Genomic DNA, 22,864 nt, shown 5'->3' with positions numbered 1-22,864 from the left:
AAAGCTGGAAGTTCTGGCAGTCCTGCCACTGTATGCAAGCGTGCCGACAACCTGTGAAGTTCCCGCTCCGCGCTCGGCGTAGTCGGGCCCGAAGTCCGGGTCGTGGTCGGCGTTGTCAGTGGGACAGTCCACAATGGTCGGCGTCAGATCCCGTTGATGCCCTGGCAGACACCGTGAAGGAGCCGCAGCAGCGATGGCCCGCCGCAGCACGAAGACCCCGCCGCCCGACGACTCGTTCGAGGAGAAGATCCTCGACATCGACGTCGTCGACGAGATGCAGGGCTCCTTCCTCGAGTACGCGTATTCGGTCATCTACTCGCGCGCCCTGCCGGACGCCCGCGACGGCCTGAAGCCGGTGCACCGCCGGATCGTGTACCAGATGAACGAGATGGGCCTGCGCCCCGACCGCGGCTATGTGAAGTGTGCCCGTGTCGTCGGCGAGGTCATGGGTAAGTTGCACCCGCACGGCGACGCGTCGATCTACGACGCCCTGGTGCGCATGGCCCAGCCCTTCTCCATGCGGCTTCCGCTGGTGGACGGCCACGGCAACTTCGGTTCGCTGGGCAACGACGACCCGCCGGCCGCCATGCGGTACACCGAGTGCCGGATGGCCGACGCGACGTCCTTGATGACCGAGTCGATCGAAGAGAACACGGTCGACTTCGAGCCGAACTACGACGGCCAGGAGATGGAGCCCGTCGCGCTCCCAGCGGCGTACCCGAACCTCCTGGTCAACGGCTCGTCGGGGATCGCGGTCGGCATGGCGACGAACATGCCGCCGCACAACCTGGGCGAGGTGATCGCGGCCGCCCGCCACCTGATCAAGCACCCGGGGGCCGACCTCGAGACGCTGATGAAGTTCGTGCCGGGTCCCGACCTGCCCACAGGCGGCCGGATCGTCGGCCTCGGCGGCATCAAGGACGCGTACGCCGCGGGCCGCGGCACCTTCAAGATCCGCGCGACGGTCGCCGTGGAGAACGTGACGGCGCGCCGCAAGGGCCTGGTCGTCACCGAACTGCCCTTCACGGTGGGCCCCGAGAAGGTCATCTCCAAGATCAAGGACCTGGTCGGCTCGAAGAAGCTGCAGGGCATCGCCGACGTCAAGGACCTCACGGACCGCTCGCACGGCCTGCGTCTGGTCATCGAGATCAAGAACGGCTTCGTCCCCGAGGCCGTCCTGGAGCAGCTCTACAAGCTCACGCCGATGGAGGAATCCTTCGGCATCAACAACGTGGCGCTGGTGGACGGCCAGCCCCTCACGCTCGGCCTCAAGGAGCTCCTGGAGGTCTATCTCGACCACCGCTTCAACGTGGTGCGCCGCCGCAGCGAGTTCCGCCGCAGCAAGAAGCAGGCCCGGCTGCACCTGGTGGAGGGCCTGCTCGTCGCCCTCCTGGACATCGACGAGGTCATCCGCCTCATCCGCTCCAGTGAGAACTCCGCGCAGGCCAAGGAGCGCCTGATGGAGCACTTCTCGCTGAGCGAGATCCAGACGCAGTACATCCTCGACACGCCGCTGCGCCGCCTCACGAAGTACGACCGCATCGAGCTGGAGTCCGAGCGCGACAGGCTCAAGGCCGAGATCGAGGAACTGACCCGCATCCTCGAGTCGGACGCCGAGCTGCGCAAGCTGGTCTCCTCCGAACTGGCCGCCGTGGCCAAGAAGTTCGGCACGGACCGGCGCACGGTCCTCCTGGAGTCCGCGGGCACCCCCGCCCTCACGGTGTCCCTGCAGGTGGCGGACGACCCGTGCCGCGTACTGCTCTCCTCGACCGGCCTCCTCGCCCGCACGGCCAACGGCGAGCCCTTCACGGACGGGGACACCAAGCGCGTCAAGCACGACGTGATCGTCTCGGCCGTGCCGGCGACCGCGCGCGGCGAGGTGGGCGCGGTGACGTCCGAGGGACGGCTGCTGCGCCTCGCCGTGGTGGACCTACCGCAGCTTCCCGAGACGGCTTCGGCACCCAACCTCTCCGGAGGCGCGCCGGTTTCGGAGTTGCTCTCCCTCGAGGCGGACGAGAAGCTGATCTGCCTGATGACCCTGGACGAGTCCTCGCCGGGCCTCGCCCTCGGCACCGAACAGGGCGTGGTCAAGCGTGTGGTCCCGGACTATCCGTCCAACAAGGACGAGCTGGAGGTCATCACCCTCAAGGACGGTGACCGGATCGTCGGCGCGGCCGAACTGCGCACGGGCGAGGAGGACCTCGTCTTCATCACGGACGACGCCCAGCTCCTTCGCTACCAGGCCGCACAGGTCCGTCCGCAGGGCCGCCCGGCCGGCGGCATGGCGGGCATCAAGCTCGCGGAGGGGGTCAAGGTCATCTCCTTCGTGGCGGTGGATCCCGCCGTGGACGCGGTCGTCTTCACGGTGGCGGGCTCACGCGGCACGCTCGACGACTCGGTGCAGACGACGGCCAAGGTGACGCCGTTCGACCAGTACCCCCGCAAGGGCCGGGCCACGGGAGGCGTGCGCGTCCAGCGCTTCCTGAAGGGCGAGGACTGCCTGAGCTTCGCGTGGGCGGGCCCGACACCGCCGCTCGCGGCCCAGCGCAGCGGCCTGCCGGCCGAGCTGCCCGAGATCGACCCGCGCCGCGACGGCTCCGGGGTGTCGCTGGCGAAGCCGGTGGCGGCGGTGGCCGGCCCGGTGTAGTCAGGCCAGGTCAGGCCAGTCGCCCTGCGGCTCCTGCACGTACCGCAGTACGCCCCACATGCTGTGCTCATCGGCACCGGCCTGTGGGGCGTACTCACGACACGCCTCGAGCTCTTTCTCCAGAGCGGGCACGTCGACGCCCGCCCCGATGAGCACGAGCTGGGTGAGCCGTACCTCACCCGCGCCCCACGGCTCGGGATAGAAACGCAGAAACCGCCCCACGGCGTGCACGGCGTACTTGTTGCGCGGATCGGCGACGCCGAAATCGACGTACCCCTTGATGCGGTAGAGCCCTTCGGGCCGAGTGTCGAGGAGGGCCATGAACGGGCGGGGGTTCATGGGCACTTCGGAGGAGAAGGAGAGACTTTCGTAGCGGGAGTGCAGATGGTCATCGTGACTGTGACTGTGTCCGTGTCCGTGTCCGTGTCCGTGTCCGTGCTCGAGTCCATCTCCACGCCCAAGCCCATGCCCATGCCCATGCCCATGCCCATCCTCAGGCTCATGGCGATGCAGATCGTCGAAGGACAGCTGCCCGACCCGCTCCCCCACGGGCTTGCGGTCGAGGAGCAGCTCCACGTCGACGCGCCCGTACGAGGCGGGGACGACGGCCGCGCGATCGGTGAACCCCCGGACGACGCCGAGGATCCGCTCACGCTCCTGGTCGGGGACCCGGTCGGCCTTGTTGACGACGACAAGATCGGCGATCCCCAGATGCCGGTCGACTTCGGGATGCCGCTCCCTGGTGGAGTCGAACTCGGCGGCGTCGACGACCTCGACGAGTCCTCCGTAGACGATGTTCGGATTCTCGCTGGCGAGCACCATCTTCACCAGCTCCTGCGGCTCGGCGAGCCCGCTGGCCTCGATGACGATGACGTCGATCCGGGCGGAGGGCTGAGCGAGCTTGTCCAGATACACGTCGAGCTCACTGGCATCCACGGCACAGCAGAGACACCCGTTGCCGAGCGACACGGTCGAGTCACCGAGCTGCCCGGCAACCGCCATGGCATCGATCTCGATCGACCCGAAGTCGTTGACGATGGCCCCGATACGGCTCCCTCCGCTGCGGTGCAGCAGATGGTTGAGCAGGGTCGTCTTGCCCGAGCCCAGGAAGCCGGTGAGGACGACGACCGGGATCTGCTGCTTGCTCACGTGCGACCTCTCGCATCGATACGTTCATGTCGGCGTCCCGCACCCGCCGTGGTCGGCGCCGGCTGCCGCGCCCAGCGCACATCGGCGCCCGCACCCGGCGCCCGGTATCCGTAGCCGGCGCGTGCCGGCATCCGCGCCCAGCGCCCGAATCCCGCGCTCCGAATCAGCGCTCCGGATCCCGTACGACGAATGAAGACCGCCCCAGGATATGTGCGCGTAGAAGCGCCGCGAAGTGAACGATTGTTAGCGGCGCTCGCGGGGCACACATTGGGCACGGCGTCGGGACGCGCGGCCACCGCGTCCTCCTGTGCGCCTCCTCTCCGCCTCCCTGCCGATCAGCGCCGCTCGGCACCCTGGGAGACGGCAAGCGCGCCGCCCACCGCTCGCCGGTCCGCTCCCTGTCGACCCGCACCCGACGACCGGCGGACGGTCGCCTGATTCGGGGGTTGACATGGCCACACAGATTTTTGGCATACGGGGACTGGGTTCCGCCACCGGGGCGGGACTCGCGTTCGCGGCGGGGGCCTTCGCCCTGCTCGCCGCGCAGCAGCGACGCTATGCAGAACTCCGCATACAGGTCGACCGCGCGGAGCGGGCCGACTGGCGCCGCACCATGATGGCGGAACAGCAGGAACTCCAGCTCTACCTGCTGCGCAAGGCGATAGACGATCCCGATCTGGCCGCCGTCTTCAGCATCGCGGAGGCGGACTCGCCCGCTCAGCAGCGGCAGTTCCTGTTCGCCAACGCGCTCTACACGAACGCCCTGCTGGCGTACCGCATCGGTGTCGTCAACTGGGAAGAGCTGCACGGTCACCTTCGCGTGATGTGCGCCAACCCCATCTTCCGGCAGTACTGGCACGCCACCCGTCACCAGCGGGCCAGCCTCAAGGACTCGTCCGACGAGGCCAAGGTGGGACACATGACGGACGTCATCATCCATGACCTGGAGGAATCAGAATCCGACGAATGGTGGGTGATCGGGGAGCCACCATCAGAGGGCCAACCACCCGCTCCATAGGGCCAGTTGGATGACACGCGCCAACAACGGGGGTGGCGGGGAGGGACCTGTGTTACGGGAGGCTACCCTTACCCCGCCCTTACCCTATTCAAGCCTAAGGACCGGGATCCCCCTTGAAGATCGTGCGCCGCATCGGTGCGTCTCCACGCGACCGCGGAAGTCTCACCGGCGACACCTGCCCCGACATCTTCGAGCTCAGCGACGGCAACTTCGCCGTGATCGGGACAGAGGCCACCGCGGCGCTCGAGAGCGAGCTGCCCGCGGACGCCGCACGTGCCGACTACGAACGCATCGTCATCGTCAGCAGGGAGACACTCGTCCGCGCAAAAGCGGACATCCCCAGCGAATGAGGCTGGGGCGAGATGCCGAGATCGGCATTCGCCCCGGCCTCTCCGTCGAGGTCGGCACTCCGGTCACCCCGTTGAGACCGGCCTCCGGAAAGCTCTCCATCTGCGAGGACGGGGGCCTCACCCTTCCCCCCATTCACGAAGGTTGAGGTCCGGCGCGCGATCGCCGCCGGGCCTCATATTCACGTCAGGCCACCGGCGGAACCGGAACCGGCGGAACAGCCCCCACATACCGCGCCGCAGGCCGAATGATCTTCGAATCCTCCGCCTGCTCCAGGACGTTGGCCCCCCAGCCCACCACCCGCGCCGCCGCGAACGTCGGCGTGAACATCTCGCGCGGCAGGCCGCACAGCTCCATGACCACGCCCGCGTAGAACTCCACGTTCGTGTGCAGCTCACGTCCCGGCTTCAGCTCCGCCAGGATCGCCTCCACCTGCCGCTCCACCTCGACCGCGAACTCCACCATCGGCCCGCCGAATTGCTGCGCGATGCCCCGCAGCATGCGCGAGCGCGGGTCCTCGGTGCGGTAGACGGGGTGGCCGAAGCCCATGATGCGATCCCCTGCCAGAACCCGTTCGCGGATCCAGCCGTCGATGCGGTCAGGGGTGCCGATGGCATCGAGAGTGTCGAGGGCCCGGCTCGGCGCCCCGCCGTGCAAGGGCCCCGACAGCGCGCCCACGGCTCCCACCAGGCAAGCCGCCACATCCGCGCCGGTCGACGTGATGACCCGAGCCGTGAACGTTGACGCGTTGAAGCCGTGGTCAATGGTTGAGATCAAGTACTGCTCGATCGCCCGCGCGCGGTCCGGCTCCGGCTCCGAACCCGTCAGCATGTAGAGGTAGTTGGCGGCGTACGACAGGTCCTCGCGCGGCTCGACGGGCTCGAGGCCCCGGCCGAGCCGGTACAGCGCCGCCAGGAGGGTCGGCACCACCGCGGACGCCGCGAGCGCGTCGGCGCGGCGCCGGTCGCCGTCGATGTCGTACACGGGGCGGAAGCCCTTCGCCGCCCCGAACAGGGAAAGCGCGGTGCGCAGTCCGGAAAGCGGCCCCGAAAGGGCACTGGCGCGGGCTATGGCCGGCAGCGCGGCGCGCACCTCGTCGGGGAGGTGCCGCAAGGAAGCGGTCCGCGCGGCGAAGGCCGTCCGCTGCGCCGCGTCCGGCAGTTCGCCATGGAACATCAGGTGCCATACGTCCTCGAAGCCGCGGTTCTGCGCGAGCTCCACGGCCGAGTACTGGCGGTAGTGGTAGAAGCCCTCGTATCCCCTGACGTCGCCGAGCCGGGTCTCGGTCACGACAACGCCCGCGAGTCCGCGGGGGACCTCCACGGGACCGGTGGGGGTGGTGGTGGAGCCATTGATCGGCATGTTCTTCCTCGACTTCCTCCCTGGACTTGATTCGACTGTCCATGCTTGACTCAATACCTGTCAATATTGATTGAATCAATGTCAGCTGGATATGGATACGGTGTCGCCATGACGGATCAAGAAGGCGCCCGCGAGGGCCGCCGGCTGAACACCCGGGAAGCCGCGGAGCTGCTCGGCGTGAAGCCCGAGACGGTGTACGCGTACGTGAGCCGCGGCCAGCTCAGCAGCCGTCGCGGCCCCGGCTCACGGGGCAGCACCTTCGACGCCAAGGAGGTCGAGTCGCTCGCCCGCAAGAACCGCAGGGAGCCCGCAGCGGCCTCCGCGAGCAGCGAACTCTCCGTACGCACGCGCATCACGCTCATCGACAAGGACCGCTACTACCTCCGCGGGGTCGACGCCGTGGAACTCGCGCTGGCGTACTCCTACGAAGAGGTCGCCGAGTGGCTCTGGACCGGCATCCTGCGCCCCGGGATCCGCTTCACCGCCCCCGAGGCGACCGCTGTCGCCGCGCGCCGAGCCGTCGACGCGCTGCCCGAGCACAGCGGCCCGACCGACCGTCTACGGGTCGCCGCCATCTCGGCCGCGGCCGCGGACCCCCTCCGCTTCGACCTCTCCGAAGAAGCCGTCGTCGGCACCGCGCGCACCCTCATCCCCACCCTGGTCACCGCACTCCCACCGGTCAGCCGCGCACACCGGGGCGATGGCCCACTGGCCCACCAGCTCTGGGCACGCCTGACCGGCCGGAAGCCCGACGAAGCCTCCCTGCGCGCCCTGGACGCCGCACTCGCGCTCCTGGTCGACCACGACCTCGCCGCGTCGACGCTCGCCGTCCGCGTCGCCGCCTCCGCGCGCGCCCACCCGTACGCGGCCGTGTCGGCCGGCCTCGGCGTCCTGGAGGGCCCGCTGCACGGCGCCGCCAGCGGCCTCGCCCACCGCATGCTCCTGGAGGTGCTCGACCGTGGCAGCGCGGCCCCTGTAGTCGCGGACGAACTCCGCGCAGGACGCCGTGTCCCGGGGCTCGGCCACCGCCTCTACCCGGGCGACGACCCGCGCGCGGTGGCCCTGTTCGCCCTCCTGGAGGAGATCCCCAAGGCCGGTCCCGCCCTGGCCGCGGCCCGTGACGTGGTGGCCACCACCGCCCGCCACACGGACCTGCACGCCAACGTCGACCTCGCCCTCGCCGTCCTGACCGCGTCGTCCGGGATGCCCGCCGAGGCCGGCGAGACGCTCTTCGCGGTGGCGCGTACGGCCGGCTGGATCGCCCACGCCCTGGAGGAGTACGGCGAACGCCCGCTGCGCATGCGCCCCAGCGGGCAGTACGTCGGGCTGCGGCCGCCCCAGCCGGTGCCCACGCCCCAGGGCGGCTGAATCGCCGCACGCCCGGCGCAGGTTAGGCTCCCCTCCGTGAGTACGTGTGCCACCGCTGCGCGGGATCTGGACGAGCCTCTCGCGGGGACCGCGGCCACCGCGAGGACATGGCTGCTCCTGGAACAGCCGGGCCCCTGGGGCGCCAAGGCGCTGACGTCCAGCCATCTGGACCCGGAGGTCGGCCGCGCGCTCGAGACGGCCGCCGAGGGGACCGGCGTACGGGTCGCCCTCATCCGACGCCCCGGGCGCCACGCCGACTGCCACGGGCCCGCCCGGCACCAGGTGTACGTGGCCCACACGGCACCCGGCAACGCCTGGCTGCGCGGCCACGTCATCGACGACCCGGCACGGCTGCTCGACCTCGACTTCACCGCACTCGGCGCGGGCGACCACGGCGGGTTCGGCACCCCGCACACCGGCGACCCGCTGGCCCTGGTCTGCACGAACGGCAAGCGCGACCGCTGCTGCGCGCTCCTCGGCAGGCCCCTCGCCACCGAGCTCGCCGCTTCCGGTGAACAAGGCGTCTGGGAAGTCACTCATCTGGGTGGTCACCGCTTCTCCCCCACGCTGCTCGTCCTGCCGCACGGGTACGCGTACGGCCGGTCGGAGGCGCACTCCGTCAAGGAGATCCTCGCGGCGGTGCGTACGGGACGCGTCGTCACCGAGGGATGCCGTGGCCGTTCCGCCTGGGACCGCCCCGGACAGGCCGCCGAGCTCGCGGTGCGCACCTCGACCGGCGAGAACGCCGTGGGCGCCCTGAGCGTGGTCCGGACGGACGGTGCGGCCCCGCGCCGGCAGGTGACCGTCGCCCACACCGACGGTCGGCGCTGGCGTGTGACCGTCGCCCAGGGCGCCTCGCTGCCGCCCCGCCCCGAGAGCTGTGGTGGGGCGCTGGGGGCACCGGCGCGGATGGACGTGGTGGCGGTGCGCGAGCTCGAGACGCAGGGGGTCGGGCGCGAGATCCCCGCCACAGTGACTTCGGAGTAGCCCACCCGTCGCCGTACCGTTCGTACACATGAGCCCGACCTCCCCTGCCCGACGACTCCGCCTCGGCCTGCCCCGGCGCGTCTTCTCGCAGGTCCTGCTGATGCAGCTGGCGATCGCCGCCGGGGTCGCCGTGCTCGCCACCGGGCTCTTCCTCGCGCCGCTCAGCGATCAGCTGGACGATCAGGCGATGCGCCGCGCGCTCGCCATCGCGCAGACGACGGCGGCCCAGCCGCAGATCGCCGACGACCTGCTCGCCTCCAAGCCCACGGCCGACGGGCCCGTGCAGACGGAAGCGGAACGGATCCGGCGCGCCAGCGGCGCCGAGTACGTCGTGATCATGAACAAGGACGGGGTGCGCTGGTCCCACACCGACCGTGACGAGATCGGCAGGGTCGTCTCGACCGACCCCAGCGACGCGCTCGCCGGCAACGAGGTCATGGAGATCGACAACGGCACCCTGGGCCGCTCGGCGCGCGGCAAGGTGCCGCTGCGGGACCTCGATGGGGACATCGTGGGCGCGGTCTCCGTAGGCATCGAGTACGACAGTGTCCGTGCCCGGCTCATCCACGCGATCCCCGGCCTGTTCGCGTACGCGGGCGGCGCGCTCGCCGTGGGGGCGCTCGCCGCCTACCTGATCTCACGCAGAGTGCAGCGACAGACCCGTGACCTGGCTTTCTCCGATATCTCGGCGCTCCTCGCGGAACGCGAGGCCATGCTGCACAGCATCCGTGAGGGCGTGGTCGCCCTGGACCGCGGCGGCCGGATCCGCCTCCTGAACGACGAGGCCCAGCGCCTCCTCGGCCTCGGTCCCGAAGCCATCGGGCAGCCCCTCGACACGGCGCTCGGCCCGGGACGCACGACCGACGTGCTCGCAGGACGGGTCAGCGGCACCGACCTTCTGACCGTCCGCGGTCAGCGTGTCCTGGTCGCCAACCGCATGCCCACGGACGACGGCGGCGCCGTGGCCACCCTGCGTGACCGCACCGAACTGGAGCAGCTGGGCCGCGAACTGGACTCGACCCGCGGCCTCATCGACGCGCTGCGCGCCCAGGACCACGAGCACGCCAACCGCATGCACACGCTGCTCGGCCTCCTGGAGCTGGAGATGTATGAGGAGGCGGCGGAGTTCGTCGGCGAGGTGGCGGGCGCACACCGGGTGACCGCCGAGCAGATCACGGAGAAGATCGGCGATCCTCTGCTCGCCGCCCTCCTGGTGGGCAAAGCCACCGTCGCCGCGGAGCGCGGCGTCGTGCTCGCCGTCCCGCGTGACACCGCGCTGCCCGACCGGCTGATCGACCCGGGCGGCCTCGTCACCATCGTCGGCAACCTCGTGGACAACGCGCTCGACGCCGCGGCGGGCACCCCGCACGCGCGCGTGGAGGTCGATGTCCGTTCCGAGGGACGTGGCGTCGTCCTACAGGTGCGCGACACGGGCCCTGGTGTGCCCGCCGACCGACGCGAGACGATCTTCACTGAGGGGTGGTCCACCAAGGAGCCTCCGGCGCACGGCAAGCGCGGCATCGGACTCGCCCTGGTGCGCAGGCTCGCCGAGCGCCAGGGCGGCAGCGTGCGGGTCGGCGCCTCGCCCGACGGGGGCGCCGAGTTCACCGTCGTACTGCCCGAAGCGCTCGCTCAGGCCGAGCTGGCCCCTACGGAGGAGGCACGATGATCGAGGTGCTCGTCGTCGACGACGACGTCCGCGTCGCGGACGTCAACGCCGCCTACGTGGCGAAGGTCCCCGGCTTCCGGGTGGCCGCGAAGGCCCACAGCGCCGCCGAGGCCCTGCGGATCGTCGAGGAGCTCCCCATCGACCTGGTGCTCCTGGACCACTATCTGCCGGACGAGACGGGCCTCTCGGTCGTCCGTACGTTGCGCGAGCGCGGCCATCAGACGGACGTGATCATGGTGACGGCCGCACGCGATGTCGCCACGGTCCAGGCGGCGATGCGTCACGGCGCCCTGCAGTACCTGGTCAAGCCGTTCTCCTACGCCGGGCTTCGCGCCAAACTCGAGGCGTACGCGACACTGCGCCGCACCCTGGACGGCGGCGGCGAGGCCGAACAGGCCGAGGTCGACCGGATCTTCGGCGCCCTGTCGGCGACTCCGGCTCCGGAGCTGCCCAAGGGGCACTCCCCTACGACGGCCGAGCTCGTCCGCAGGGCGCTGATGGGCGCTGAGGGGCCGCTCTCCGCCCAGGAGTTGGCGGACCGCACCCGGCTGAGCCGGCAGACGGCCCAGCGCTATCTGAAGCTCCTGGAGCGCTCGGGCCGCGTCCGGCTGAGCCTCAAGTACGGCGACACGGGCCGCCCGGAACACCGCTACGAATGGGTGTCCAGCCACTCCTAGGGGCGGCGCTTTCCCGAAGCGGTCTCTTCTGGAGGGCTGTCAGACCGCTCCCGCACCGGTGAGCGACCGCACTTCCGTCTCCGCGTGCTTGGCCTCGTCCGCGGGCTCCGATGACGTGACGGTGCCCAGCCATCCGGCGAGGAAGCCCAGCGGGATGGAGACGAGGCCCGGGTTCTCCAGGGGGAAGTACTGGAAGTCCACGCCGGGGAAGAGCGAGCTCGGGCTCCCGGAGACGACGGGTGACAGCAGGACGAGCGCCAGAGAGGGCACCAGGCCCCCGTACACGGACCAGACCGCGCCCCGCGTGGTGAAGTGCCGCCAGAACAGCGAATAGAGCAGCACGGGCAGATTGGCGGACGCGGCGACCGCGAAGGCCAGGCCCACCAGGAACGCGACATTGAGATCCCGGGCGAGCAGCCCCAAACCGATCGCGACCACCCCGATCCCGGCCGCGGCGACGCGCGCCACCGCCACCTCGCTGCGCGGCTTGGCGTGCTTGCGCCGCAGCGACGCGTACAGATCGTGGGCCACGGAAGCCGACGAGGCGAGCGTGATCCCGGCGACCACGGCGAGGATCGTGGCGAAGGCGATCGCGGCGACGATGGCGAAGAGAACCGTTCCGCCTGTGGAATCCGCACCGCCTCCCAGATCGAGCGCGAGCAGCGGAACCGCCGTGTTCCCCGCGGCGTTCGACCCGCGGACGGCATCGGGTCCCACGATCGCGGCGGCTCCGAAGCCGAGCACGATCGTCATCAGGTAGAAGCCGCCGATGAGCCCGATGGACCAGACGACCGAGCGGCGCGCGGCCCGCGCGGTCGGCACCGTGTAGAAGCGGGACAGGATGTGCGGCAGCCCGGCCGTGCCGAGGACGAGCGCGAGGCCGAGGCTGATGAAGTCGAGTCGCGCGGTCCAGTCGCCGCCGTATTTCAGGCCGGGCGCCAGGAACTGGCTGCCGTGCCCGCTGCGATCGGCCGCGCTGCGCAGCAACTGATTGAAGTCACCGTGAAAGCGCACCAGAACGAGCACGGTCAGCGCGATCGCGCCGCACATCAGCAGGACCGCCTTGACGATCTGGATCCAGGTGGTGGCCCTCATCCCTCCCAACGACACATAGATGACCATGAGCGCACCGACGCCGATCACCGTCCAGGCCTGCGCCGACCCGCTCGTCCCGCCGAGCAGCAGCGCCACCAGTGAGCCCGCCCCCACCATCTGCGCCACCAGATAGAGAACGGACACGGTCACCGAGGAAGTTCCCGCCGCGATACGTACGGGCCGCTCCCTCATCCGGGCGGCCACGACGTCGGCGAGTGTGAACCGCCCGCAGTTGCGCACCAGTTCGGCCACGAGGAAGAGCACGACCAGCCAGGCGACGAGGAAGCCCACCGAGTACAGCAGCCCGTCGTAGCCGAAGAGCGCGATCAGTCCGGAGATGCCGAGGAAGGAGGCGGCCGACATGTAGTCGCCCGCGATGGCAAAACCATTCTCCATGGGCGAGAAGAGCCGCCCGCCCGCGTAGAACTCCTCCGCCGAGCCGTGCCGGTTGCGGCTCACCCAGGTCGTGATCGCGAGCGTGACGGCCACGAACACGCCGAAAAGCAGCAGCGCGAGTGTCTGATGTTCGCCGGTCATCGCTCGCTCCCCCGGACCTGCTCCTGTTTTCTTCGCTGGTCCTGCTCCCGCTTCTGCTCGAACACGGCCCAGCGCAGGTCCAGCGCCGGACGGTCCCTGCGCAGCCGGGCATGCCGGGCATACGCCCAGGTCAGCAGGAAGGTCGTGAGGAACTGCCCGAGGCCCGCGAGCATCGCGACGTTCACGGATCCCGTGACGGGCCGCGCCATGAGGCCGGGCGCCGTCGTGGCCGTCACGACGTACGCGACGTACCAGGTGAAGAAGACCGCCACGGCCGGGACGACGAACCGCCGGTACCGGCCCCGCACCTCCTGGAAGGCAGCGCTGCGCTGCACCTCCAGATAGATGTCGGCCGCGCTCGCGCTCCGGTTCGGCGCGGACTGGGGCGGCACCACGGGCGCCGGCGCGCCCGTGCCGTCCAACTCGCCCCAGCCTGAGGCAAGCGCGTCGTACCAGGGATCCTTGAGATCACCGGTCCGCGCCTGCCCGGCATCGCGCCCGTCATGCTTCTCCACCGAACTCTCCTTGTCCGCAGCCTTGTTCGGCCGCGTGCCCAAGGATGGACAGATCGGGAAGATCCCTGACTCTTCTCTCCCTCCTCTTCACCCCATCAGGTGAAGGCTCATCAGCTCCGGGGTGTCGTTCGCCGACGGGCTGAAGCCCCAGCTCACGCGAGAGCGGCGCCCGGTGGCTTCGCCAGACCGTGCCGATAGGCGTAACGCACGGCCTGCGCACGGTCCTTGATGCCGGTCTTGGCGAAGAGGTTGTTGATGTGCGTCTTCACCGTCGCCGTCGAGACGTGCATCTCGCGGGCGATCTCCTGGTTCGTCATCCCCTCGGCGATCAGGACGAGCACTTCGGTCTCGCGCGTGGTGAGGCCGTCGGGCGGCTCGGGCGCGGGCTGCTCGGACTCGGCCAGCCGCTCGAGGAGCCGCCGCTGGATCTGCGGCGAGAGCCCGGCGTCCCCCGAGACCACGTCCTCGACGGCCCGCACGATCTCGTCCCCGCCCGCGTCCTTGGTGAGATAGCCGCGCGCGCCCGCCCGCAGCGCCGGGAAGAGCGACTCGTCGTCGGCGTACGTGGTCAGCACGACCACCTGCGTTCCCGGGTACTCGGCACGGATGCGGCGGGTGGCCTCCGCACCGTCGACCCGGGGCATGCGCAGGTCCATCAGGACTACGTCCGGGGCGAGTTCGGCGACCAGCCGCACGGCCTCCTCGCCGTCACCCCCGGAGCCGACCACCTCGATACCGGGCAGCAACCCGAGCAGCATCACGATCCCCTCGCGCACCACGGTCTGGTCGTCGACCACCACAACGCGCGCCGGCGCCTTGGCGCCGCCCTCCGCGGTCATGTGGGCACCTTCAGCGTCACGACGAAGCCCTCCTCGACCGGCCCTGCCATCAGGGAGCCGCCCAGCAACTCGGCCCGCTCCCGCATCCCGAGCAGACCGTACCCGGCCCCGGAGGCGGCCAGTTCACCCGGCGGCGCGCCCGAATCGCGTATGTCCAGGGTCACTTCGCCCTCGCCGTAATCGAGCTGGACGGTGACCTTGGCGCCCGGCGCGTGCTTGCGCACGTTCGTCACGGCCTCCTGCGCGACTCTGCGCACCGCCTGCGACGCCTCCGCGGGCAGGGCACGCCGCGCCCCCGTGACGGTCACCGAGGCGCCGTCCGACGCGACCACTTCACGCAGGAAGTCCTCGACCGGCGTCAACTCGCCCCGCAGCGCCGAGAGGGCCTGCCGGGTCTCCGCGAGCCCTTCGCGAGCCATGGACCGTGCCGCGACGACGCGGTCCAGTATCTGTTCGCGCGTCGCCTCCCCCTCGATCAGCAGACGTGCCGCCTCGAGGTGGACGAGTTGCGCGGAGAGGCTGTGCGCGAGGACGTCATGGATCTCCCGTGCGATGCGGGCCCGCTCGTCGAGCGCGGCCGTCTCGGCTTCCGCGGCGCGGGCGGCCCGCTCCTGGGCGAGCATCCGCTGCGTGCTACCGCGCACCTCGGCGTCGAGCCGCAGCGTGTACCCGGCGAGCGCGAGCCCGACGACGATGAGGCCTGTGACCAGCCAACTGTCCGTGTTGTACAGGGAGAAGGCGCTCAGCGAGACGATGACGCAGGCCACGCCCGCCGCCAGCGGCAGCCGCTCCAGGGCGGCAACAGCCGTCCCGCACCACAGGACGAGCGCGAGCGCCCGCCAGTCACCCAGCGCCGCCGCGTACGCCGCCGCTATCAAGAGCACCAGCAGGGCGAGCGACGGCCAGAGCCTGTGGTCGAAGGACGTACGGAAGAACGCCCAGCCGAGCGCGCCGCACAGCACGACCAGCGCGACCCCGGCCACCAGGCGCCAGCCTCTGTCGTGATGGAACGCCTCCCACAGCAGAACGGCGAGGATCACCACCCGCAGGACCCTGACGAACCACAGCCGGGCCAAGCTCAGCCCTTCCCGGGCGAGCGCTTCCCGGGACGGCCATTCCATCCACCGGTCCGAGTTCACACGTGGTCCTTCCGCATCGGCTCGTACGCCGCGTCCGCAACACCGTACGACGGGCGGAGCAGGCCGGCCCGCTGCGCCAGGACGCCGCTGCGGACGAGGAGGGTGGCCGCGAGGGCGAGCATCAGTGCGGCGGTCCCCTGACGCACCCCGAGCAGCGTGCCGATGCCGAACAGGCCGAGCCGCAGCCCGATCCCGACGCCCCAGACGACGGCGGTGGCCCTGGTCCCCTTGCTCCACACGACGCCGTCCGGCGCTGTCCACACGTGCGTGGTGCGCGCCCAGCCGAAGCCCATGGCCAGACCGACGAGCAGCTCCGCGCCGAGCAGGGCGACGGACACCGCGCGGTGCCGCGGATCCAGCAGATCGGGCTCGCGCACGGCAAGGAAGACCAGCACGACCGGTATGGCCCACCAGCGCCGGTCCGCGGTCACCGGCTGCGCCTTGAACTGGCGCGCGATCACCAGGACGACGACGGCACAGATCACCAGAGCATCGGTGAGCCCGGACATGACGGCCTCCGTGGGGACGAGGAAGAGCGGATCCGATCCGAGTGGGATCGACGCCTTCGACGCTACGGAAGGGGCCCTGGTCAAGGGATCGGAGCAGGGGTGGAACGTGGGTGGAGCCTGAGGCTCCACCCACGGGTGGAGTGCGTCCCGCCGAGCGGATCCCGCGCGCGTTCCGGGCCCGGCGCGACCGCCGCGAGCGCTACGCGTCGATGCGCGAGCGGTCCAGCGTCGCCGCCGAGCTCGTGATGAATTCCTTGCGGGGCGCCACGTCGTTGCCCATCAACAGATCGAAGACCTGCTCCGAGGACTCCAGGTCGGAGATGTTGATCCTGCGCAGGGTGCGGTAGCGCGGGTCCATCGTGGTCTCGGCCAGCTGGTCGGCGTCCATCTCGCCCAGACCCTTGTACCGCTGGATGGAGTCCTTGTACCGGACGTTCTTGCGCTGCAGCTCCAGCAGCGTGTCCCGCAGCTCACGGTCCGAGTACGTGTAGACGTACTTGTCCTGGCCCTTCTTGGGCTGGCTGAGCTCGATGCGGTGCAGCGGCGGCACCGCCGCGAACACCCGGCCCGCCTCGACCATGGGCCGCATGTAGCGCTGGAAGAGCGTCAGCAGCAGGATGCGGATGTGCGCGCCGTCGACATCGGCGTCGACGAGGAGAATGATCTTCCCGTAGCGGGCCGCGTCGATGTCGAAGGTCCTGCCGGACCCGGCTCCTATGACCTGGATGATCGCGCCGCACTCGGCGTTCTTCAGCATGTCCGTCACGGACGCCTTCTGAACGTTGAGGATCTTGCCGCGGATCGGCAGTAGCGCCTGGAACTCGGAGTTCCGGGCGAGCTTGGCGGTGCCGAGCGCCGAGTCGCCCTCGACGATGAAGAGCTCGCTGCGCTCCACGTCGTCGCTGCGGCAGTCGGCGAGCTTCGCGGGCAGCGAGGAGGACTCCAGGGCCGTCTTCCGGCGCTGGGCGTCCTTGTGCTGGCGGGCCGCGATGCGCGTGCGGGCGGCTGCGACCGCCTTCTCCATGACGGAGCGCGCCTGGGCCTTCGCGTCACGCTTGGTGGACGTCAGGAACGCCTTGAGCTCCTTGGCGATGACGTTGGCGACGATGCGGTTGGCCGCCGAGGTGCCGAGCACCTCCTTGGTCTGGCCCTCGAACTGCGGTTCCGCGAGGCGGACCGTGACGACGGCCGTCAGGCCTTCGAGGGCGTCGTCCTTGACGATGTCGTCCTCGGCCACGCGCAGCACCTTCTGGGTGCGCAGCGCCTCGTTCATCGTCTTGGTGAGGGAGCGCTCGAAGCCGGTCACATGGGTGCCGCCCTTGGGGGTGGCGATGATGTTGACGAAGGACCGCAGCGTGGTGTCGTATCCGGTGCCCCAGCGCATCGCCACGTCCACACCGAGCTCACGGGTGACCTCGGTGGGCGTCATCTGGCCGTGGTCGTCGAGGACCGGCACGGTCTCCTTGAAGGTGCCCGAGCCGGAGAAGCGGAGGACGTCGCAGACGGCCTTGTCCTGCGCGAGGTACTCGCAGAACTCGCTGATGCCGCCGTCGAAGCGGAAGGATTCCTCGCCCTTGCTGCCGCCTTCCCCGAGGCCGTACTCGTCGCGTACGACGATGGTCAGGCCCGGCACCAGGAACGCGGTCTGGCGGGCGCGCTGGTGCAGGTTCTCCAGGGACAGCTTGGCGTCCTTGAGGAAGATCTGGCGGTCCGCCCAGTAGCGCACGCGGGTGCCGGTGCGGGTCTTGGGGATCTTCTTCGCCTTGCGCAGCTTGGCCGAGGAGTCGAAATCGGCGTCGGGCCCGGGCTTGGCGAAGGCGCCGGGGACACCGCGCCGGAAGCTGATGGCGTGGGTGTGTCCCGCGCGGTCCACCTCCACGTCGAGGCGTGCGGAGAGGGCGTTCACCACGGAGGCGCCCACGCCGTGCAGACCGCCGGAGGCGGCGTACGAGCCACCGCCGAACTTGCCGCCCGCGTGGAGCTTCGTCATGACGACCTCGACTCCGGAGAGGCCGGTCTTGGGCTCGACATCCACCGGGATGCCTCGGCCGTTGTCCCGGACCTCCACGGAGGCGTCGTCGTGGAGAATGACTTCGATGTGGTCGCAGTAGCCGCCCAGGGCCTCATCGACGGAGTTGTCGATGATCTCCCAGAGGCAGTGCATCAGGCCGCGGCTGTCCGTCGACCCGATGTACATGCCCGGACGCTTGCGAACGGCCTCGAGCCCCTCCAGGACGAGCAGGTGCCGCGCGGTGTAGTTGGAACCGTCCCGGTCTGCTCCGGTCAGCAACGCTGTGGACGGCACGGACGTCTCGGCGGTCACGCGGTTCGCTCCTCGCTGAATTTCAAGGGGGGTCCTTTTGGGTAAGGACCCGGCTTCGGTTGCCGGTCAGAGGGTACCGAGGCCTGGTAGAGCCGTTGTAACGCCACCCTCGTCTCAACTCAGACTAGTCCAGAGCCGTACGCTTGTTCGATCCCTCGATTGAGTGAAGCGCACGTCACGTTCCCTTCCAGGCATGAACCATTTAGGCTCCGGGCACGTCCTCATGAACAACCGGCAACCCAGCCGGCGGACGACCGACCTGACAGACAGCGCGAAACCGTAAGACACGTAAGAGACGCAATACGGCACATTCGCCGCCAACCGGCAGCAGACAGCCGCCTCGGAAAAAACTTCGAGGAAAAGCCACGAGCGGGAACGTTTTCGGCCTGGTTGGATGTTGACCCTGGTACGACAGCTCGTCGAGCTAGAGAAGAGGCGACGTGACTACTGTTCTGACCCCCGCGAGCCCCCTGACGGCCGCTGATCGCTGCGACCGCTGCGGCGCCCAGGCATACCTGCGCGTCGTCCTGTTGAGCGGCGGTGAACTGCTCTTCTGCGCCCACCACGGCCGCAAGTTCGAGCCGGAACTCAAGAAGATCGCCGCTGAGATACAGGACGAGACGGAGCGGCTGACGGCCGTCCCGGAGACACCCGACGAGGAACGCTGACACCTCGCATCCACGACGAGCCCTCCGGCGCACACCAGGCCGGCGATCGGGCGGCCGACCCTGCCAACCCCAGGGACGGCCGCCCGCTCTCGTTACGCGGACGCTCAGGCGCCTCCTCGGCGGCCCCTGTTGGCGCCCCGCACCCTCAGCGACGCAGACCCATCACTCGGGCGGCATCCGAGACCCGCGTATAGACCCCGGGACTCCCGGCCCGCCCGCAGCCACTGCCCCACGACACCAGGCCGATCAGCCTGCCCCGTGCGACCAGTGGACCTCCGCTGTCCCCCTGGCAGGCGTCCCGACCGCCGCCGGGCTCACCCGCACACAGCATGGATCCGGACGTGTACGTTCCGTCCGCACTGCCCGGGTACGCCTGCTCACACCGGGAGTCGGAGAGTACGCGCACCTGCGCGGAGCGCAACGTACGCGCGTAGTCGCCGGCGCCCGTCGTGTCACCCCACCCGTAGACAGCCGCGCGCGTGCCGGGCTCGTACGCCGGATCCCCCGGCCCCGCCATACGGATCGCGGAGCCCTTCGGGAGCGGTCGCGCCAGCGTCAGCATCGCCACGTCACCGGAGTTCGTGAAGCTGTCGTAGTCCGGATTCACCGACGCCTCACGCACCGGGATCTCGCTCCCTTCGGACGTGCCCAGATCCCCGCGACCGGCGATCACCCTCAGGTCGCTCAGCTCTCGCAGCGGCACCCCGAGGACTTCCTCGCTCAGGCAGTGGGCCGCGGTGAGGACCGTCGAGGGCCCGACCACCACGCCTCCGCAGAACTGCCCCGCACGCGTACCCCCGAACCGGTCACGACTGGACAGCGCCACCACCCACGGGCTGTCGGCCACTTCGACCGGCGTGCCCCCGATGACCACGCTGTCGGCCGCCGCCGGGGCCGGAGAGGCCAGCGGCAGCGCCGCTGCCGCGGCGGCAAGGGCCAGTGCCGCCGTCAGCGTCGGGGCGAAAGGACGAGGCATGCGATTTCCTCACTCTGGGTTGTCATGGGACACCCACAGTGATCCAGCGCGACACGCCCCGCACCCGCGCCACGCGCGCCCGCACCGGGGCAATCAGAAGGCCCGAAGCCTCTCGTGGAGACTTCGGGCCTTCTGTGTGGAGCTCTGGTGACTAGTCGAGGTAGTCGCGCAGGACCTGCGAACGCGACGGGTGACGCAGCTTCGACATCGTCTTCGACTCGATCTGACGGATGCGCTCACGCGTCACTCCGTAGACCTTGCCGATCTCGTCGAGGGTCTTCGGCTGGCCATCGGTGAGACCGAAGCGCATGGAGACCACGCCCGCCTCACGCTCGGACAGGGTGTCGAGCACGGAGTGCAGCTGCTCCTGGAGGAGCGTGAAGCTGACCGCGTCGGCCGGAACGACCGCTTCGGAGTCCTCGATGAGGTCACCGAACTCGCTGTCGCCGTCCTCGCCCAGGGGGGTGTGGAGGGAAATCGGCTCACGGCCGTACTTCTGGACCTCGATGACCTTCTCCGGGGTCATGTCGAGTTCCTTGGCCAGCTCCTCCGGGGTGGGCTCACGGCCCAGGTCCTGGAGCATCTGGCGCTGCACGCGCGCGAGCTTGTTGATGACCTCGACCATGTGCACCGGGATACGGATGGTGCGGGCCTGGTCGGCCATGGCGCGGGTGATCGCCTGACGGATCCACCAGGTGGCGTACGTGGAGAACTTGTAGCCCTTGGTGTAGTCGAACTTCTCGACCGCGCGGATCAGACCGAGGTTGCCCTCCTGGATGAGGTCCAGGAAGAGCATGCCGCGGCCGGTGTAGCGCTTGGCCAGGGAGACCACCAGACGGAGGTTGGCCTCCAGGAGGTGGTTCTTGGCGCGGCGGCCGTCCTCGGCGATGATCTCCAGCTCGCGCTTGAGCTTGGGAGCGAGCTTGTCGGCGTTGGCCAGCTTGTCCTCGGCGAACAGACCGGCCTCGATGCGCTTGGCGAGCTCGACCTCCTGCTCCGCGTTGAGGAGCGGGACCTTGCCGATCTGCTTCAGGTAGTCCTTGACGGGGTCGGCGGTGGCACCGGCCGCGGCGACCTGCTGGGCCGGGGCGTCGTCCTCGTCCTCGTCGGACAGCACGAAGCCCTGGGCGCCCTCTTCCGCGGGAGCGTCCTCACCGGGCTTGCCCTTGGCGGGCGTCTCCTCGGTGGCCTCGTCGTCCAGGATCTCGTCGTCCTGCTTAGACGCACTCTTCTTTGCCGTCGCCTTCTTGGCGACGGTCTTCTTGGCGACGGCCTTCTTTGCCGTCGTCTTCTTGGCAGCGACCTTCTTCGCGGGCGCGTCCTCAGCTGCGACATCTGCGGCCGACGCTTCGGGAGCGGCGGACGCGGTGGCCTGCTTCGCCGTGGCCGTCTTGGCCGCGACGGTCTTGGTCGCGGTGCGCTTGGCCGGGCTCTTCGCTGCGACGCTCTTGCGGGGGCGCTTTGGCTCCGCGGCACTGACCATCAGCGTCACACCCTCTTCCTCGAGGATCTGGTTGAGGCTGCGCAGAACGTTCTTCCACTGAGTGGCCGGAATCTGGTCAGCTTCGAAGGCACGACGCACGTCATCGCCGGCGATCTGCCCATCAGCCTTTCCCCGCTCGATGAGCGCCATGACAGAGACGGATTCGGCGATCTCCGGCGGGAGCGTACGGGATGTGCTGGCCGACACGAACAACCTCTCGGAACGTTGGAAAACGGCTTCCGGCCCCGTCCATTGTGGACCGGGACCGACGACCGACGGCTAGGGATGGGCCGACGGCGCAGGCGGGGCCGGGGAGCTACACAGCGTCGCGGACGACGTCTGTATTCCCTCCTCGGCTATCACCTCTTAGGTCATCGCGCTGCCCCGAGGAGCGTTACGCCCAATCTACGTGGCCCGAGTCACACCCCGTAAGCGCTCAAAAGCATCCAGATGCTGTCAGAAGTGACCAGAATCTATGCCCCGGCCTGCCCACCGAGGGGCACTGGCGTCTCCGCGGGGACAACAACACCGTCGCCGGACCCCACCGGATTCCCCGAGGAACCCGCAGAGGTCCGGCGACGGTGTCACGTCAACGGAGTGATGAGGTGAGGCCGCGGGGCGCATGCGCCGGCCGTACTGCCGCAGACCCGGGCAGTCAGTGCTCGCGGGGGGCGGGCACGACGCGCTCCACCTCCGGGTGGACGGTGAGCAGCTGCCGCATGGCGGCCTCGGCGCCCGGACCGTCGCCCGCCGCGAGGGCGTCGACGATGCGCGAGTGGTGGACCAGGGACGCCTCGGTGGGACGGTCACAGCCCGTGACCGGGCCGCCGGACACCTGGAGCGCGGCCGAGACGATGCCGGACAGGTGCTCCAGCATGCGGTTGCCGGCGAGCTGGATGAGCAGCGAGTGGAACTCGGCGTCGGCGCGGGAGAAGGTGATCGCGTCACCCTGGCTCAGCGAGTGGCCCATGATCTCGACCATGTCGGCGAGCCGCTGCTGCACCTCCTCGCGACCGTGCCCCGCGGCGAGCCGGGCGGCGAGGGGCTCGATCGTCCAGCGCAGCTCGCCGAGCTCGCGCCGCTGGTCGTCGCGCTGCGGCCCGAACGCCCGCCACTCGATGATGTCCGGGTCGAGGAGGTTCCAGTCGCTGACGGGGCGCACGCGCGTGCCGACGTTGGGACGGGCGCTGACCAGACCCTTGGCCTCGAGCACGCGCAGCGACTCACGGACTACGGTGCGGGAGACCTCGAAGCGCTGGCCGATCTCCTCGGGGACCAGCGGGCGGTCGGCGCCCAGATCCCCGGAGACGATCATCTGCCCGAGCTGCTGGACGAGTTGGCCGTGCAGTCCGCGGCCGCGGCTGCCGGCGGCGCGTCGGCCCACCCGGCCGAGATCCTGGTCGGCGGCGTCCCACGAGGGCGTGACTACGCGGTCGGCACCGGAGGCCTCCGCGTAGGGGTAGCGGTCGAGTTCGCCCGGGCCGGCGAGGCCGGAGTCTGCGGAGCGGGCGGCGGTCATCATGGTGTGCGCAAGGGTACTCACGGATCCTTTGTC

19 protein-coding genes are annotated in these 22,864 nt (G+C 69.9%); 8 read left to right on the top strand and 11 right to left on the bottom strand.

All coding sequences use genetic code 11. From position 1 onward, the window contains the following. The first annotated feature begins 193 nt into the window (after nt 1–193). Entirely contained in the window at nt 194–2,647 is a 2,454-nt protein-coding gene (locus E2651_RS10480; protein ID WP_135330784.1) for a DNA topoisomerase IV subunit A, read from the top strand. On the opposite strand, the gene E2651_RS10475 is transcribed toward E2651_RS10480, so the two are convergent. Further along, nucleotides 2,648–3,796: a CobW family GTP-binding protein gene (locus E2651_RS10475; protein ID WP_135330783.1), complete on the bottom strand. Its 1,149-nt coding sequence runs from the start codon at nt 3,794–3,796 to the stop codon at nt 2,648–2,650. A 451-nt stretch (nt 3,797–4,247) separates the two neighbouring features. Between E2651_RS10475 and E2651_RS10470 the strand changes: the two genes are divergently transcribed. Together E2651_RS10470 and E2651_RS10465 are read left to right on the top strand one after the other, a co-directional pair. Continuing rightward, nucleotides 4,248–4,814: a DUF6082 family protein gene (locus E2651_RS10470; protein ID WP_135330782.1), complete on the top strand. Its 567-nt coding sequence runs from the start codon at nt 4,248–4,250 to the stop codon at nt 4,812–4,814. A gap of 113 nt (nt 4,815–4,927) precedes the next feature. Then, complete coding sequence (locus E2651_RS10465; RefSeq protein WP_135330781.1) at nt 4,928–5,164, top strand: hypothetical protein; 237 nt, start codon at nt 4,928–4,930, stop codon at nt 5,162–5,164. Between the two features lie 184 nt (nt 5,165–5,348). Here the strand turns inward: E2651_RS10465 and E2651_RS10460 are convergent, their stop codons facing one another. Continuing rightward, nucleotides 5,349–6,524 carry a citrate synthase/methylcitrate synthase gene (locus E2651_RS10460; protein ID WP_135330780.1) on the bottom strand — a complete coding sequence of 392 codons (1,176 nt, stop codon included), beginning with the start codon at nt 6,522–6,524 and terminating at the stop codon, nt 5,349–5,351. A 108-nt stretch (nt 6,525–6,632) separates the two neighbouring features. Between E2651_RS10460 and E2651_RS10455 the strand changes: the two genes are divergently transcribed. From E2651_RS10455 to E2651_RS10440, 4 genes are read left to right on the top strand one after another with little or no spacing between them, the layout of a single operon-like run. Next, complete coding sequence (locus E2651_RS10455; protein ID WP_135330779.1) at nt 6,633–7,892, top strand: citrate synthase; 1,260 nt, start codon at nt 6,633–6,635, stop codon at nt 7,890–7,892. 36 nt (nt 7,893–7,928) lie between these two features. Continuing rightward, on the top strand, nt 7,929–8,879 hold the full coding sequence (locus tag E2651_RS10450) for a sucrase ferredoxin (protein WP_135330778.1): 951 nt from the start codon (nt 7,929–7,931) through the stop codon (nt 8,877–8,879). Nucleotides 8,880–8,907: 28 nt separating this feature from the next. Next, nucleotides 8,908–10,548, top strand: coding sequence for a sensor histidine kinase (locus tag E2651_RS10445; RefSeq protein ID WP_135330777.1), 1,641 nt, complete (start codon nt 8,908–8,910; stop codon nt 10,546–10,548). Further along, on the top strand, nt 10,545–11,225 hold the full coding sequence (locus tag E2651_RS10440) for a response regulator (protein WP_135330776.1): 681 nt from the start codon (nt 10,545–10,547) through the stop codon (nt 11,223–11,225). Before E2651_RS10445 ends, E2651_RS10440 begins: the two co-directional genes overlap by 4 nt. Before the next feature lie 39 nt (nt 11,226–11,264). On the opposite strand, the gene E2651_RS10435 is transcribed toward E2651_RS10440, so the two are convergent. The 6 genes from E2651_RS10435 to E2651_RS10410 all read right to left on the bottom strand — a co-directional run bounded on the left by E2651_RS10435 (nt 11,265) and on the right by E2651_RS10410 (nt 18,182). Further along, nucleotides 11,265–12,857 carry a cation acetate symporter gene (locus E2651_RS10435; RefSeq protein ID WP_135330775.1) on the bottom strand — a complete coding sequence of 531 codons (1,593 nt, stop codon included), beginning with the start codon at nt 12,855–12,857 and terminating at the stop codon, nt 11,265–11,267. Beyond that, nucleotides 12,854–13,372 carry a DUF485 domain-containing protein gene (locus E2651_RS10430; protein WP_209446113.1) on the bottom strand — a complete coding sequence of 173 codons (519 nt, stop codon included), beginning with the start codon at nt 13,370–13,372 and terminating at the stop codon, nt 12,854–12,856. Before E2651_RS10430 ends, E2651_RS10435 begins: the two co-directional genes overlap by 4 nt. A gap of 152 nt (nt 13,373–13,524) precedes the next feature. Continuing rightward, nucleotides 13,525–14,211, bottom strand: coding sequence for a response regulator transcription factor (locus tag E2651_RS10425; protein ID WP_135330773.1), 687 nt, complete (start codon nt 14,209–14,211; stop codon nt 13,525–13,527). Beyond that, entirely contained in the window at nt 14,208–15,332 is a 1,125-nt protein-coding gene (locus tag E2651_RS10420) for a histidine kinase (protein ID WP_135330792.1), read from the bottom strand. The genes E2651_RS10425 and E2651_RS10420 overlap by 4 nt, the downstream gene beginning before the upstream one ends. Nucleotides 15,333–15,346: 14 nt before the next feature. Further along, entirely contained in the window at nt 15,347–15,859 is a 513-nt protein-coding gene (locus tag E2651_RS10415; RefSeq protein ID WP_135330772.1) for a DUF1453 domain-containing protein, read from the bottom strand. A gap of 199 nt (nt 15,860–16,058) precedes the next feature. Continuing rightward, on the bottom strand, nt 16,059–18,182 hold the full coding sequence (locus E2651_RS10410; protein WP_135330771.1) for a DNA topoisomerase IV subunit B: 2,124 nt from the start codon (nt 18,180–18,182) through the stop codon (nt 16,059–16,061). 440 nt (nt 18,183–18,622) lie between these two features. Between E2651_RS10410 and E2651_RS10405 the strand changes: the two genes are divergently transcribed. Next, nucleotides 18,623–18,850 carry a hypothetical protein gene (locus tag E2651_RS10405; protein WP_135330770.1) on the top strand — a complete coding sequence of 76 codons (228 nt, stop codon included), beginning with the start codon at nt 18,623–18,625 and terminating at the stop codon, nt 18,848–18,850. Nucleotides 18,851–18,995: 145 nt separating this feature from the next. Here E2651_RS10405 and E2651_RS10400 read toward each other — a convergent pair whose 3' ends face one another. The 3 genes from E2651_RS10400 to E2651_RS10390 form a co-directional block, all read right to left on the bottom strand. After that, nucleotides 18,996–19,826, bottom strand: coding sequence for a serine protease (locus E2651_RS10400; protein ID WP_135330769.1), 831 nt, complete (start codon nt 19,824–19,826; stop codon nt 18,996–18,998). A gap of 151 nt (nt 19,827–19,977) precedes the next feature. Then, on the bottom strand, nt 19,978–21,522 hold the full coding sequence (locus tag E2651_RS10395; protein WP_135330768.1) for an RNA polymerase sigma factor: 1,545 nt from the start codon (nt 21,520–21,522) through the stop codon (nt 19,978–19,980). Between the two features lie 442 nt (nt 21,523–21,964). After that, nucleotides 21,965–22,852 (bottom strand): FadR/GntR family transcriptional regulator, encoded by an 888-nt coding sequence (locus E2651_RS10390; RefSeq protein WP_209446112.1) that lies wholly within the window; start codon nt 22,850–22,852, stop codon nt 21,965–21,967. Nucleotides 22,853–22,864: the final 12 nt, after the last annotated feature.

Origin of the sequence: Streptomyces sp. MZ04 (assembly GCF_004684775.1) — a bacterium.
In the GTDB taxonomy this organism is placed as follows: domain Bacteria; phylum Actinomycetota; class Actinomycetes; order Streptomycetales; family Streptomycetaceae; genus Streptomyces.
The sequence above is the reverse complement of the archived record's forward strand: the minus strand, read 5'-3'. Positions and strand labels throughout refer to the sequence as shown.